Below are 13,590 nucleotides of genomic sequence, written 5' to 3' on the forward strand. Positions count from 1 at the left end.
AGTTATCCATCCGTGCCACGACGCTGCCCTGCAAACCGTTTCGTCTATAGTTAACAGTCAGATAAGCTATCGGAGGCGGGATGAGCAAAATTAAACGCAGAATTGATGACCACGGTGTAATCGGCGATTTGCGCACCTGCGCCCTGATCGCTAACGATGGCACTATCGACTATCTCTGCTGGCCAGAACTGGACAGCCCTTCTGTCTTTGCAGCGCTGCTCGACAGTGAAGAAGCGGGCCGTTTTACCCTTGCCCCTGACTGGCCACAGGCGCGTCGCCAGCAGCTTTACCTCCCTGATACCAATATTCTGCAGACCCGCTGGCTGGCTGATGAGGGGGTCGCGGAAATCACCGACTATATGCCGATCTGCGATGAGAGCAGCAAAGTCCCGCGCCTGGTACGCCGCGTAAAAGTGGTGCGCGGTACCGCCACTTTTCAGCTGGTCTGCGCACCGCGTCACGATTACGCCCGGGCAGAAACGCGTGCGGAAATGCGTGAGGGCGGCGTGGCCTTTCTGGCGGAGGGACAACCTGCGCTACGCCTGAGCGCCACGCTGCCGCTGCGCTGCGAAAATCAGGCGGCGGTAGCGGAATTCACGCTGCAGAGTGGCGAACACGCGGAGTTTGTTTTTGGCAACGATGATGACCCGCACGTTGAAACGATCTCAACGGCGCGCTGCTTTCAGGACACGCTTGATTACTGGCTGCGCTGGAGTAATCACAGCTCCTATCAGGGGCGCTGGCGTGAAATGGTGACGCGCTCAGCGCTGACGCTGAAGCTGCTTACGTCGCACGAGCATGGCTCCATCGCTGCCGCCGCCACCTTTGGTCTGCCGGAGGAGCTGGGCGGTGAACGCAACTGGGACTACCGCGCCTCCTGGATCCGCGACGCCTCGTTCAGCATGTATGCACTGATGCGTCTCGGCTACGTGGAAGAAGCGCACGATTTTACCCGCTGGGTCGGCCGCTGTGTTGAACACAGCCATGATGACACGCCGCATCTGCAGGTGATGTATCGTCTGGACAGCGGCACTGAACTGCATGAAAGCGAACTGCTGAATCTTTCTGGTTACGCTGATTCACAGCCGGTGCGTATTGGTAACGACGCGTGGCGACAGACGCAGCTCGATATTTATGGCGAACTGATGGACGCTATCTATCTGGCCAACAAATATGGCGACGCCATCTCCCATCGTGGCTGGCTGCATGTCTCCAGCATGATTGATTACGTCTGTGACAACTGGAACCAGCCTGACGCCGGCATCTGGGAGATGCGCGGTCAGCCGGAGCATTTTCTTCATTCGCGCCTGATGTGCTGGGTAGCGCTGGATCGCGCGCTGCGTCTGGGCATGAAACGTTCACTGCCGATGCCTTACGATCGCTGGGATCGGGTGCGCAGTGAGATCCGCGATGATATCTGGCAGAACTTCTGGAATGCCGAACTGGGCCATTTTACCGCGACGCGCGGCGGCACCGCTCTGGATGCGTCCATGCTGCTGATGCCGCTGGTACGCTTTGTCAGCTCTACCGATCCTGACTGGCTGGCCACGCTGGATGCGATTAAGGCTAACCTGGTGAGTGATGGCCTGGTACGGCGCTATAATATCAGCGAAACCCCGGCTGACGGACTGGCAGGCGGTGAAGGCGCTTTTGTCGCCTGCTCTTTCTGGTATGTGGAGTGCCTGGCGCGTGCCGGCCGGGTGCAGGAGGCGCATTTTGAGTTTGAGAAGCTGCTGAGCTATGCCAACCCGCTGGGTCTGTATGCCGAAGAGTTTACTGAACGCGGCTATGCCCTGGGTAACGTTCCGCAGGCGCTCAGCCACCTGGCGCTGATCAGTGCCGCCTTTTTTCTTAACCGTAAACTCAGCGGTGAAGTCACGCTCTGGCAGCCCTGACTATTCACAATTTGGGGCATTGCGCCAACAGATTTATCTGTGAAGAAGGACTTTTTGCGTAAAGTATCTTCAGGCAGTAAAAATCATCATTCCCATCGCCGCGGCAATGCACATATAATGCGCAGCGGGTCACACTGACCACGATGGATTCGATACTCTGACAAGCCTGAAACACGGCCATAACGACTTGTAAAAACATGAAAAAAAGCATTCGCGCGTTCGCTTCACTAGCTCTTGCCCTGGCCGCTTTCAGCCAGTCAGCCTTTGCTGTCGTCTATCCGCTCCCTGCAGCGAATAGCCGCCTGATTGGCGAAAACATTGAAATCACCGTGCCGGAAGAGAGTAAACTTCCGCTGGAAGCTTTTGCTGCTCAGTATCAGATGGGCCTCAGCAACATGCTGGAAGCGAACCCCGGCGTTGACGTTTACCTGCCTAAAGCGGGCAGCAAAATGGTGATCCCACAGCAGCTGATCCTGCCTGACGCGCCGCGTGAAGGCATCGTGATCAACAGCGCCGAGATGCGTCTCTACTACTACCCGAAAGGCACTAAGACCGTTGTCGTGCTGCCTATCGGTATCGGTGAGCTGGGGAAAGATACCCCGGTTAACTGGACCACCAAAGTAGAGCGTAAAAAAGCGGGCCCGACCTGGACGCCAACCAAAGCGATGCACGCTGAATATGCAGCACGCGGCGAGAGCATTCCGGCCGTCTTCCCGGCCGGCCCGGATAACCCGATGGGTCTGCACGCGCTCTATATCGGCCGCCTGTATGCGATTCACGGGACTAACGCCAACTTCGGTATCGGCCTGCGCGTCAGCCACGGTTGCGTCCGCCTGCGTGCCGACGATATCAAATGGCTGTTTGACAACGTGCCGGTCGGCACCCGCGTGCAGTTTATCGATCAGCCGGTTAAAGCGACCGTTGAGCCGGATGGTTCACGCTGGATTGAGGTGCATAACCCGCTCTCCACCACGGAAGAGCAGTTCAACTCGCGTGAGCTGGTACCGATCAATCTGACGTCAGCCGTGACAAAAGTGGTTGCTGATGCCAGCACGCGTCAGGATGCGGTCAACAACGCCATCCAGGCACGCAGCGGTATGCCGACCAAAATCAACGGTCAGGCCGATGATGCGCAGCCGGCAGCAATTGCCGTTCAGGAATCGGCTGATGCAATGCCAAAAGAGGAACCGATGACGCCACAGGGCGCAACGGCCGTCGCACCGCCAGCCGATCAGCCTGCTGCACAACCGCAGGCAGAACAGCAGCCGGCACCGGTCGATCAGGCGCAGCCCGCGACCAGCAACAGCCTCTGATGACATTCTGATGCTGTCAGAAAAGCCAGCCTCCGGGCTGGCTTTTTTATTGCCATCATCATTCTGTCACACTGCAGGCGTATCACACTGCCAGTAGCGGATGCGGTGGGTGCATCCGGTCATCGATGGGGTGTGTCATGGCTGAAACCAGTTTACCGGCGGCGCGCGGACGTCCCGACCTGCAGCGCGGCAGCGGTCCGCTCTCCCGCCTGCTGTTTCTGCTGCTGCTGGCTGCAGGGCTGATTTTTACCGCTGTTAACCTGTTTAACGATGTGGCAGAAACCGGCGCGGTGGTCACCACCTATACGCCCTTTTTTCTGCTGGCGCTGGCGTTGCTGATTGCGCTGGGCTTTGAATTTGTCAACGGTTTCCACGACACCGCCAACGCCGTGGCGACGGTGATCTATACCCATTCTCTGACGCCCGGCGTGGCGGTGGTCTGGTCCGGTATCTGTAATTTTCTCGGCGTGCTGCTCTCCAGCGGCGTGGTGGCCTTTGGCATTATTTCGCTGCTGCCGGTCGAGCTTATTCTGCAGGCGGGCAGCGGACACGGCTTTGCCATGGTCTATGCGCTGCTCTTCTCTGCCATTATCTGGAACCTGGGAACCTGGTATTTTGGTCTGCCCAGCTCCTCTTCCCATACGCTGATTGGCTCTATCATCGGCGTCGGGGTGGCGAATGCGCTGCTGCATGGCCGCAGCGGCACCAGCGGCGTTGACTGGGATCAGGCGCTGAAAGTGGGCTACGCCCTGCTGCTCTCGCCGATCGTGGGATTTGTCTGCGCGGCTCTGCTGCTGCTGGTGCTGAAAGCGCTGGTGCGTCATCGCCAGCTCTATCAGGCGCCCGACAGCGCCCGGCCACCGCCGGTCTGGATCCGCGGGCTGCTGATCCTGACCTGCACCGGCGTCTCTTTCGCGCACGGCTCCAATGATGGCCAGAAAGGCATGGGACTGATCATGCTGATTCTGGTGGGCACGATGCCGATTGCTTACGCCCTGAACCGGTCATTGCCGCCGGAGCAGATCCCGCGCGTCGCGGCACTGACGCAGATCACGGAGCAGCAGCTGCTGACGCTGCAGCCGGCACCGGATGCCATGCCGGCTCCGCGCACGGTGCTGACGGAATTTGTCCGCAGCCGTCAGTACCGTCCTCAGGTGTTGCCGGCGCTGGGCCTGCTGCTGGGTGATATCAACGAACAGATCAGGCGCTACGGTTCAGTGAATAATATTCCGGCACAGGCGGTGACCAACACCCGTAATGACATGTACCTGGCGTCAGAAAGTATCCGGCACCTGCAGAGCAGCCGGGTGACGCTGCCCGAAGAGACCGCACGCAATCTCAGCGCCGCTAAGCGCGAGCTGGATAGCGCCACGCGTTTTATTCCGCTCTGGGTGAAGGTCGCGGTGGCGCTGGCGCTGGGCCTCGGCACGCTGGTGGGCTGGCGACGTATCGTCATTACGGTGGGCGAACGCATCGGCAAATCGCATCTCAGCTATGCGCAGGGGGCCAGCGCCGAACTGGTGGCGATGGCGACAATCGGCGCGGCGGACGCGTTTGGCCTGCCGGTCTCAACCACGCATGTACTCTCATCCGGCGTGGCGGGAACCATGGCCGCAAACCGTTCCGGCCTGCAGCTTGCCACGCTGCGTAATCTGGCGATGGCCTGGATCCTGACGCTGCCGGTCTCTGTGCTGCTGGCGGGCGTGCTCTATGCGCTTTTCGCACAGATATGAGCGACGGTAAGGCAAAAAAAAAGCCAGCACGGAGGCTGGCTTTTTATAGCGGGGAAGCGCATAACGCTTAGCGTTCCAGACGCTCCGCATAGCGCTCAATCGCTGCGGCAATATCGGCAGACACCCGCAGCGTCCGTACCTCACTGAAGAGATCGGCCGCTTCAGGGTAGGCTTTACGCAGATAGCCCAGCCACTGTTTGATGCGCGCAACATGATAATTGCCGGTGTCTCCCTGCTTCTCCAGCCGGGTATACTTCAGCAGCAGCGCCACCACATCCGGCCAGCCCATCGGCGCCTCGTTATGCTTCACCACGCGTCCGAGGTTAGGCACATTCAGCGCACCGCGGCCAAGCATCACCGCATCGCAGCCGGTGATGCGCATACAGGCCTGTGCATCTTCCCAGCTCCAGATCTCACCGTTGGCGATGACCGGGATCGACAGCCGCTGACGAATTTCGCCAATCGCCTGCCAGTTAATGCATTCAGCCCGATAGCCATCCTCTTTGGTGCGCCCATGCACCACCAGCTCGCTGGCACCCGCCTGCTGTACCGCATCGGCAATTTCAAAGCGGCGATCGCTGGCATCCCAGCCGAGCCGCACTTTAACCGTGACCGGCAGGTGATCCGGCACGGCAGCACGCATCGCCTGCGCGGCGCGATAGATAAGCTCCGGATCTTTCAGCAGCGTAGCGCCGCCGCCGCTGCCGTTAACCAGCTTTGACGGACAGCCGCAGTTAAGATCGACCCCCCATGAGCCGAGTTCGGCTGCGCGGGCGGCATTTTCTGCCAGCCAGGCCGGGTGCTGTCCCAGCAGCTGCAGCCGCACCCGCGTACCGGATGGCGTGCGGCTCTGATGGTGCAGCTCCGGACAGAGGCGATAGAACGACTTTACCGGCAGCAGCTGATCGACCACGCGCAGAAACTCGGTCACACAGAGATCGTAATCATTGACGCCGGAGAGCAGTTCACGCACCAGTGAATCCAGTACGCCCTCCATCGGAGCCAGTAACACCCGCATTGCGTTATGCGTTCCCGTTGCCTTTGGCAGCCGGACGACGTGAACGTGCCGGTTTGCCTGCGTTACCTGCCGCCGGGCCGTTGCCGCCCTGACGACGCGGCGCACGCGACTCACTCTGCGGGCGCGCAGCGCCATTACCCTGACGCTGACCGCCGCCGGCGCGACCGGCGTTGCCGCCCTGCCCCTGACCACGACCGCGCGGCTGCTGCTGACGACCATTCTGGATCGGCTCCGCTTTAATGCTCGGATCGGGCTCAAAGCCCGGCAGCGCAATGCGCGGGATCTCACGCTTCAGCAGCCGCTCGATATCACGCAGCAGCTTGTGTTCATCAACACAGACCAGCGACAGCGCGGCACCGGTTGCCGCGGCGCGTCCGGTACGGCCGATACGGTGCACGTAATCTTCCGCCACGTTTGGCAGCTCATAGTTCACCACGTGCGGCAGCTCTTCAATATCGAGACCGCGTGCGGCGATATCAGTCGCGACCAGAACACGAATGCTGCCCGATTTAAAATCAGCCAGCGCGCGGGTACGGGCGCCCTGACTCTTGTTACCGTGGATAGCCGCTGCGGTGATGCCATCTTTGTTCAGCTGCTCAGCCAGGTGGTTGGCACCGTGCTTGGTACGGGTAAACACCAGTACCTGCTGCCAGTTGTCACGGCCAATCATCAGCGACAGAAGTTCCCGCTTACGCTTCTTATCAACAAAGTGCACCTGCTGCGACACCTGCTCTGACGCGGTGTTGCGGCGGGCCACTTCTACCTGCTCCGGGTTCGTCAGCAGTTTTTCTGCCAGCGTCTTGATTTCGTCGGAGAACGTTGCTGAGAACAGCAGGTTCTGACGCTTCGCCGGCAGCTTCGCCAGGACGCGACGGATGTCATGAATAAAGCCCATATCGAGCATGCGATCGGCTTCATCCAGCACCAGGATTTCGACCTGCGAGAGATCAACCGCATTCTGATGCGCCAGATCCAGCAGACGACCTGGCGTTGCCACCAGCACGTCAACGCCGCCGCGCAGTTTCATCATCTGCGGATTAATGCTGACGCCACCAAACACGACCAGTGAACGCATGTTCAGGTACTGGCTGTATTCGCGCACGTTCTCACCGACCTGTGCGGCCAGCTCACGCGTTGGCGTCAGGATCAGCGCGCGCACCGGGCGGCGGCCGCGTGCCGCGGCAGGATTTTCAGAGAGACGCTGCAGCAGAGGCAGCGTAAAACCGGCGGTTTTACCGGTACCGGTCTGGGCGCTCGCCAGCAGGTCACGGCCAGCCAGCACCACGGGAATTGCCTGACGCTGAATTGGCGTCGGTTCGCGATAGCCCTGTTCTGCTACCGCACGCAAAATATCGGCATTTAAGCCGAGAGAGTCAAAGGACATGCAGGTGTATTACTCCGAACCGCCCTGATCGCGCTGCGCGATGTAGTTTTCAGGGGGGATATGACGCAGCCCCGGGGGCCTGCGTGTGAAAAGGGCACAAACTACCATGCGTAAGGAGGCGAGTGTACCAGCTTTCACTGCGCACTGCGACCTGCAAAACAGGCACGTCGCCGGTTGCTGCTGCGTGACGTGGGGTACAGCAGGCAATAAAAAGGGAGCCTTTAAGGCTCCCTGACTGGCGGGATGCGCAGCGGTCAGCTACGCTTTTTCTCCACGCGGGGGGCGGGTTCTCTGGCCAGCAAAGAAACCAGCGCCGGGCCCACCAGCATCACGACGCCCAGGCAACCAATCAGCAGGTTGTTATGGAAAAAGCGTGAGATCAGGAACAGCGTCAGCATCGCTGCGCCAAAATAGTAAGTTGTGGTGACCTCTTCCAGAGTGTCACCCATACGGCGTAAACGGGCACTACGCTGCAGGGCCAGCATGGAGATAAACACCACTGCATAAGCTGCCACCAGGGTACTGCTCACTTCAACCAGTGCCTTGTGTTTCCAGCCCCAGACCAGTGCGGCAATCACCAGCAGATGCGTGGCGATGTGCAGACAGGTTTGACCGGTAACAATCTGAACACGATTAGACCATTTCATACTTTTCTCCTGGCAGACCCAACAGGTCGCCCAAGTGTATCTGACCGGAGCCAGACGGATTTCCTCAATGTAAAACAAATTTCAGATAACACCTTAATTTTCTCGCCCTGGCACCACCCGTTTGTGACAAAGACTACACTTTGTTCTATTCATGATGAAAAGGAGCGCGTCGCAGTATGCCACAAAACACGCAAGGATTTTCATTTAAAGTCCTGACGATCAATACCCATAAAGGTTTTACCACGTTTAATCGTCGCTTTATCCTGCCCGAATTACGCGACGCCGTACGCGCCACATCAGCGGATATCGTCTTTTTACAGGAGGTGATGGGCACCCACGCTATTCATGCCGCACAGATAGAAGCGTGGCCTGAAAACTCACATTATGAGTATCTGGCTGACACGATGTGGCGCGACTTCGCCTATGGCCGCAACGCGGTTTATCCTGAAGGCCATCACGGCAACGCGATATTGTCACGCTTTCCTATTGCTGAATATCAAAATCGCGACATATCTGTTGCTGGCAGCGAAAAGCGCGGCATGTTGCACTGTCAGATTACGCTGCCTGACCGGGCGCAGCCGCTGCATGTGATTTGTGTCCATCTCGGCCTGAAAGAGAAGCACCGGCTGATGCAGATGAAAATGATGTGTGACGTGATCAACGCGCTCCCGGCAGATGCCCCGCTGGTGGTAGCCGGTGATTTCAACGACTGGCAGGTGCGCGCTAACCGTTTCCTGCAGCGCGGTGCCGGGCTGAAAGAGGTGTTCAGCCTGAAAAATGGCCGTCCGGCACGCACCTTCCCTGCACGCTTTCCGCTATTGCGCCTCGATCGTATCTATATTCGTAATGCATCCGTCAGCCAGCCCTGGGCGCTGCCGGTCAAACCCTGGTCTCATCTGTCCGATCATGCGCCGCTGGCGGTGGAGATATTCCTATGAATTTCAACTGGCGTGACGGCAACCAGCTGCGCCTGCTGGAGAACGGCGAAGCGTTTTTTCCGCGCGTATCGGGTGCCATCCAGCGCGCCGAGCGCACGCTGCTGCTTGAAACCTTCATTCTTTTTGAAGATAACGTCGGCAAGGCGCTGCACCGTGACCTGCTGGCGGCGGCGCAGCGCGGCGTAAAAGTCGAAGTCATGGTAGATGGCTACGGCTCTCCCGATCTCTCCGATGATTTTGTTAATACGCTGACGGAGGCGGGCGTTCGGTTTATCTACTACGATCCGCGCCCGCTGGTGCTGGGGATGCGTACCAATCTCTTTCGCCGTCTGCACCGTAAGATCGTGGTGATCGATGAGCAAATTGCCTTTGTTGGCGGCATTAATTTCTCGGCAGAGCACAACACCGATTACGGTCCGGAAGCGAAGCAGGATTATGCCGTTGAAGTAAAAGGACCGGTGGTGATCGATATCGCCCGCTTTGTCCAGATGGCGATGGGCAGCGATCAGATCACCCGCCGCTGGTGGGGGAAACCGTCAAAGCACGTGGCCGTTAATGCCCAGCCCGGCAGCGCGCAGGTGCTGTTTGTTTATCGTGATAATAATGAACATCGTGACGACATTGAGCAGCACTATCTGGATATGCTGCGTAAAGCCAAACGCGATGTGATCATCGCCAACGCCTATTTTTTCCCTGGTTATCGTCTGCTGCGCGAGATGCGTAACGCTGCCCGGCGCGGGGTGCGCGTGCGGCTGATAGTACAGGGTGAGCCCGATATGCCGATCGTAAAAGTAGGGGCCGAGCTGCTCTATAACTATCTGGTGGATGGCGGTGTGGAGGTGTATGAGTATTGCCGCCGTCCGCTGCATGGCAAGGTCGCGGTGCAGGATCAGCACTGGACCACGGTGGGCTCCAGTAACCTCGATCCGCTCAGCCTGTCGCTGAATCTTGAAGCCAACCTGATAATTTACGACCGCACATTTAACCAGACGCTGCGCGATAATCTGGAAGGCCTGATCCAGCATGACTGCGTGCGCGTTCAGGATGACAAACTGCCGCCGCGTAACTGGTGGCAGTTAACCAAAGGCGTCATTGTCTTCCACTTTCTGCGCCACTTCCCGGCCATTGCGGGCTGGCTGCCTGCACATACGCCTCAGCTGTCCCAGGTCTCTCCTCCGGTCCAGCCAGAGATGGAGACGCAGGATCGGGTGGAAGCCAATAACGAAGGAGCAAAATCCTGATGAGCAAAAAGAACCCGAAGTGGCGGCTGGCGAAAAAGATCCTGACGTGGCTCTTTTTTATCGCCGTGATCGTTTTGCTGGTGATTTATGCGCGTAAAGTCAACTGGGAGGATGTCTATAAGGTCATTACCGGCTACAACCGCTATGTGGTGCTGGGCGCGGCCGGGCTGGTGGTGGTCAGTTATATTACCTATGGCCTGTACGATCTGATTGGCCGCGTCTACTGCGGTCATAAGCTATCGAAGCGGCAGGTGATGCTGGTGTCGTTTATCTGCTACGCCTTTAACCTGACGCTCAGTACCTGGGTGGGCGGCGTCGCCATGCGCTACCGCCTTTATTCACGCCTGGGCCTTTCAGGCAGCACCATTACCCGCATTTTTTCACTGAGCATTGCCACTAACTGGCTTGGCTATATTTTGCTGGGCGGCGTGGTGTTTGTCTCCGGCATGGTGCCGATTCCGCCGCGCTGGTTTATTGGTGAAGGCACGCTGCGTATCATCGGTGGTGCACTGCTGCTGCTGACAGCGGTCTACCTCTGGGCCTGCGCCTTTGCGAAAAAGCGGCAGTGGACGGTGAAGGGCCAGCGGCTGCAGCTGCCTTCACTGCGTATGGCGCTGTTTCAGTTTGCCGTCTCCTGCGCGAACTGGATGGTGATGGGCACCATTATCTGGCTGCTGCTGATGCGCGAAGTGGATTATCCCATCGTGCTGGGTGTGCTGCTGATCAGCAGTATTGCCGGGGTGATTATTCATATTCCGGCGGGTATCGGCGTGCTGGAAGCGGTGTTTCTGGCCCTGCTGAGCGGACAGCACGCTTCACATGGTGAAATTATCGCCGCGCTGCTTGCCTACCGCGTCCTCTACTTTATTCTGCCGCTGCTGCTGGCGCTGGTGCTGTATCTCTGGCTGGAGAGCCGGGCGAAGCATCTGCGACATAAAAATCAGCAGAAAATGGCAGAGCAGTAACTGCAGCTGACGGGATGAAAAACGGGGGCGCATCGCTGCGCCCCCGGTCACATTAAACGCGGCGTGTTAACGACGGTTGCCGAAAATCCGCAGCAGCATCAGAAACAGATTGATGAAGTCGAGATAGAGCGTCAGCGCGCCCATGATAGAGTAGCGGCGTAAATTTTCGCTATCGCGGGCATCAATGTTTTCGCCCACCGCTTTCAGCTTCTGCGTGTCATAAGCGGTCAGCCCCACAAACACCACCACGCCGATATAGGTAATGGCCCACATCAGCGCCGGGCTCTTCAGCCAGAAGTTCACCAGCGACGCCAGCACGATACCAATCAGCGCCATAAACAGCAGACTGCCGATACGGCTCAGATCGCGTTTAGTGGTGTAGCCGTAAAAGCTCATCGCCCCAAACATTCCGGCGGTAACAAAAAAGGTGCTGGCGATAGACGAGTAGGTGTAAACGAGAAAAATACTCGCCATGGTCAGACCGGTCAGCGCCGAATAGAGCATAAACAGCGCGGTCGCCACGGCCCCGCTCATGCGCTGTACCAGGCCTGACAGCACAAAGACCAGCGCCAGCTGTGCGATGATCAGGCCAAAGAAGGTGATGCGGTTAGCAAACACCAGCTCCATCACCGCGGGGGTACGCGCGGCAAACCAGGAGACAAACGCGGTAAGCAGCAGGCCGCAGGTCATCCAGCCATAGACCTGAGCCATATAAGCCTGCAGCCCGGCTGACGCTGGCTGCACAAACGAATCATTACGTGGATATCGATCCATGACGCACCTCTCAAATAAAAATTACAGGGTCAGTGTGAAGTGTATACCATGCCGCTTCAACGGCGCGTCATACACTGCTGATATCGGCTATTAACCCGCTGGGCAAACCACGCGGTGGTCAGATTGCGGGTGATTTTCGGGCTCTCCAGTTTGATCCCCGGCAGCATTTCGCGCGGCACCCGCTTGCCCGCCATTTTGTCAGCCAGAATAAAGGTCTGTTTCCATAACGTTGTGTCGCTGAAGCCCGCCGTGTCCCCTTTTTCCAGATCGCGGCGAATTTCCCGGTCGCTCATATCCAGGCGTTTACCCAGCGTACGTACCGCCAGCTCAGTCGAGCCCGCCTGCTCGCTGCCGTAATTGATCAGATCGCCATCCAGCGCCAGACGAATACCGCTGGCGCGCGCAATCGCGGCCTGAAACGCCGCGTTGCGGCTGGCGTACCAGCCTGCGTTAAAGTCGGCGAAACGATAGAGTGGCTGACTATAGTCCGCCGGGTAGCCCAGCAGATGCTTCGTGCCAAACCAGATCCCTCCGCGCTGGCTAAACACCTCGCGCCGGATTGAGCCATCGATAGCATACGGGTAGCCCTGTGCATGCGCCTCGGCAAAGGCAACGCTCACCTGCATTGGTCCGCCGGTGTGTACCGGATTCAGCTTGCCAAACAGCGTCTGCCCCATCGGCACCATATCGATAAAATCATCAAATATGGCGCTCAGCTCTTTTTCACTGCGCACCTTGTCCAGCCGCGCGGCGTAGCTCTCACCGTTTGAGGATTTAATCAGCAGTGCAGTCCGCACCAGAAAGGCCGGAACATGCAGCTTTGCGGCCCGCCGGTCAATCTCGCCCCAGGCAATTTTGGGTAATCCGGGCACGTTAGCATCCGCGCTGAAATTGGACTCCTGCCCGGCCACGGCAATCACCGCGCACAGATTGCTGGCGCTGGGATCGAGCTGCTGGACACGAAAAGCGGTATAAATGTCATCAGCCCAGGCTGATTTTTGCGTCACGTAACCGGGCAGCAGCTGCTGGATCTGCGCTTTGACATCCGCGGGCTGGCGCGCCGGCGCCTGCGGCTCTTTTTTACTGCTGCAGCCGGCCACGATCAGCGCGGTCAGCAGAAGCGCGCCGCGGCGTAAGAAGGTTGGTTTCATCCTGCTCCCTGATAAGAAAAAGCGTGCCTCAGGCACGTTGCGGGCGTGAGGCTGTCAGCCTCCGCCCTGTCCGTTATGAGTCCCAGCGCGCCGCTGCCTGATGGTCACTGTCGCGTGCATCCACCCAGCGATCCCCCTCCGGGGTGGCTTCGCGCTTCCAGAACGGCGCGCGGGTTTTAAGATAATCCATAATAAACTCTGCCGCCGCAAACGCGCTGCCGCGGTGTGCGCTGCTGACGCCTACCAGCACAATCTCATCGCCGGGAAAAAGCTCGCCCACGCGATGGATCACCGTGATCTGCTGTAATGGCCAGCGCTGCCGGGCGGCTTCAGCAATTTCCGCCAGCGCTTTTTCCGTCATGCCCGGATAGTGCTCCAGCGTCAGTGCCGCCACGTCAGCGCCCAGGTTGTGATTGCGCACTTTACCGGTGAAGGTCACGATAGCGCCATCCCGATCGTCTGCGGCCAGCAGCCGGTACTCGGCTCCTGTATCAAACGGCTCGCGTCCGACGCGAATACGGGTTGTCATGA

12 protein-coding genes are annotated in these 13,590 nt (G+C 58.6%); 6 read left to right on the plus strand and 6 right to left on the minus strand.

The features are described from left to right. The first annotated feature begins 80 nt into the window (after nucleotides 1-80). The 3 genes from BBA90_RS14630 to BBA90_RS14640 all read left to right on the plus strand — a co-directional run bounded on the left by BBA90_RS14630 (nucleotide 81) and on the right by BBA90_RS14640 (nucleotide 4,941). Nucleotides 81-1,895 (plus strand): glycoside hydrolase family 15 protein, encoded by a 1,815-nt coding sequence (locus tag BBA90_RS14630; protein ID WP_065649792.1) that lies wholly within the window; start codon nucleotides 81-83, stop codon nucleotides 1,893-1,895. 197 nt (nucleotides 1,896-2,092) lie between these two features. Then, a complete protein-coding gene (locus BBA90_RS14635) occupies nucleotides 2,093-3,208 on the plus strand; it encodes a L,D-transpeptidase family protein (RefSeq protein WP_065649793.1) in 1,116 nt (371 codons plus the stop codon). Nucleotides 3,209-3,345: 137 nt separating this feature from the next. After that, nucleotides 3,346-4,941 (plus strand): inorganic phosphate transporter, encoded by a 1,596-nt coding sequence (locus BBA90_RS14640; RefSeq protein WP_065649794.1) that lies wholly within the window; start codon nucleotides 3,346-3,348, stop codon nucleotides 4,939-4,941. A gap of 67 nt (nucleotides 4,942-5,008) precedes the next feature. Here BBA90_RS14640 and dusC read toward each other — a convergent pair whose 3' ends face one another. The 3 genes from dusC to BBA90_RS14655 form a co-directional block, all read right to left on the minus strand. Next, nucleotides 5,009-5,959 (minus strand): tRNA dihydrouridine(16) synthase DusC, encoded by a 951-nt coding sequence (gene dusC, locus BBA90_RS14645; RefSeq protein WP_065649795.1) that lies wholly within the window; start codon nucleotides 5,957-5,959, stop codon nucleotides 5,009-5,011. 4 nt (nucleotides 5,960-5,963) lie between these two features. Beyond that, a complete protein-coding gene (rhlE, locus tag BBA90_RS14650) occupies nucleotides 5,964-7,343 on the minus strand; it encodes an ATP-dependent RNA helicase RhlE (protein ID WP_065649796.1) in 1,380 nt (459 codons plus the stop codon). Between the two features lie 254 nt (nucleotides 7,344-7,597). Then, on the minus strand, nucleotides 7,598-7,990 hold the full coding sequence (locus BBA90_RS14655; protein WP_039383339.1) for a YbhQ family protein: 393 nt from the start codon (nucleotides 7,988-7,990) through the stop codon (nucleotides 7,598-7,600). 176 nt (nucleotides 7,991-8,166) lie between these two features. Here BBA90_RS14655 and BBA90_RS14660 point away from each other — a divergent pair, with 176 nt between their 5' ends. Genes BBA90_RS14660 through BBA90_RS14670 form a run of 3 tightly spaced genes read left to right on the plus strand, consistent with a single transcriptional unit; the run spans nucleotide 8,167 to nucleotide 11,134 of the window. Continuing rightward, complete coding sequence (locus BBA90_RS14660) at nucleotides 8,167-8,928, plus strand: endonuclease/exonuclease/phosphatase family protein (RefSeq protein WP_065649797.1); 762 nt, start codon at nucleotides 8,167-8,169, stop codon at nucleotides 8,926-8,928. Beyond that, nucleotides 8,925-10,169: a cardiolipin synthase ClsB gene (gene clsB / locus BBA90_RS14665; RefSeq protein WP_065649798.1), complete on the plus strand. Its 1,245-nt coding sequence runs from the start codon at nucleotides 8,925-8,927 to the stop codon at nucleotides 10,167-10,169. Before BBA90_RS14660 ends, clsB begins: the two co-directional genes overlap by 4 nt. Further along, nucleotides 10,169-11,134, plus strand: coding sequence for a lysylphosphatidylglycerol synthase domain-containing protein (locus BBA90_RS14670; RefSeq protein WP_065649799.1), 966 nt, complete (start codon nucleotides 10,169-10,171; stop codon nucleotides 11,132-11,134). The genes clsB and BBA90_RS14670 overlap by 1 nt, the downstream gene beginning before the upstream one ends. A gap of 66 nt (nucleotides 11,135-11,200) precedes the next feature. Here the strand turns inward: BBA90_RS14670 and BBA90_RS14675 are convergent, their stop codons facing one another. The 3 genes from BBA90_RS14675 to moaE all read right to left on the minus strand — a co-directional run bounded on the left by BBA90_RS14675 (nucleotide 11,201) and on the right by moaE (nucleotide 13,588). After that, on the minus strand, nucleotides 11,201-11,908 hold the full coding sequence (locus tag BBA90_RS14675; RefSeq protein ID WP_039383334.1) for a Bax inhibitor-1/YccA family protein: 708 nt from the start codon (nucleotides 11,906-11,908) through the stop codon (nucleotides 11,201-11,203). A 56-nt stretch (nucleotides 11,909-11,964) separates the two neighbouring features. Next, nucleotides 11,965-13,059 carry a DUF1615 domain-containing protein gene (locus BBA90_RS14680; protein ID WP_065649800.1) on the minus strand — a complete coding sequence of 365 codons (1,095 nt, stop codon included), beginning with the start codon at nucleotides 13,057-13,059 and terminating at the stop codon, nucleotides 11,965-11,967. 73 nt (nucleotides 13,060-13,132) lie between these two features. Continuing rightward, nucleotides 13,133-13,588, minus strand: a complete 456-nt coding sequence (gene moaE, locus BBA90_RS14685; protein ID WP_065649801.1) for a molybdopterin synthase catalytic subunit MoaE — start codon at nucleotides 13,586-13,588, stop codon at nucleotides 13,133-13,135. Nucleotides 13,589-13,590: the final 2 nt, after the last annotated feature.

Origin of the sequence: Pantoea eucrina, from assembly GCF_001691555.1 — a bacterium.
Lineage (GTDB): Bacteria > Pseudomonadota > Gammaproteobacteria > Enterobacterales > Enterobacteriaceae > Pantoea > Pantoea borealis.

Coding starts and splice junctions, on each gene's coding strand:
- BBA90_RS14630 (WP_065649792.1), top strand. CDS start 81: ATGAGCAAAATTAAACGCAGAATTGATGACCACGGTGTAATCGGCGAT.
- BBA90_RS14635 (WP_065649793.1), top strand. CDS start 2,093: ATGAAAAAAAGCATTCGCGCGTTCGCTTCACTAGCTCTTGCCCTGGCC.
- BBA90_RS14640 (WP_065649794.1), top strand. CDS start 3,346: ATGGCTGAAACCAGTTTACCGGCGGCGCGCGGACGTCCCGACCTGCAG.
- dusC (WP_065649795.1), bottom strand. CDS start 5,959: ATGCGGGTGTTACTGGCTCCGATGGAGGGCGTACTGGATTCACTGGTG.
- rhlE (WP_065649796.1), bottom strand. CDS start 7,343: ATGTCCTTTGACTCTCTCGGCTTAAATGCCGATATTTTGCGTGCGGTA.
- BBA90_RS14655 (WP_039383339.1), bottom strand. CDS start 7,990: ATGAAATGGTCTAATCGTGTTCAGATTGTTACCGGTCAAACCTGTCTG.
- BBA90_RS14660 (WP_065649797.1), top strand. CDS start 8,167: ATGCCACAAAACACGCAAGGATTTTCATTTAAAGTCCTGACGATCAAT.
- clsB (WP_065649798.1), top strand. CDS start 8,925: ATGAATTTCAACTGGCGTGACGGCAACCAGCTGCGCCTGCTGGAGAAC.
- BBA90_RS14670 (WP_065649799.1), top strand. CDS start 10,169: ATGAGCAAAAAGAACCCGAAGTGGCGGCTGGCGAAAAAGATCCTGACG.
- BBA90_RS14675 (WP_039383334.1), bottom strand. CDS start 11,908: ATGGATCGATATCCACGTAATGATTCGTTTGTGCAGCCAGCGTCAGCC.
- BBA90_RS14680 (WP_065649800.1), bottom strand. CDS start 13,059: ATGAAACCAACCTTCTTACGCCGCGGCGCGCTTCTGCTGACCGCGCTG.
- moaE (WP_065649801.1), bottom strand. CDS start 13,588: ATGACAACCCGTATTCGCGTCGGACGCGAGCCGTTTGATACAGGAGCC.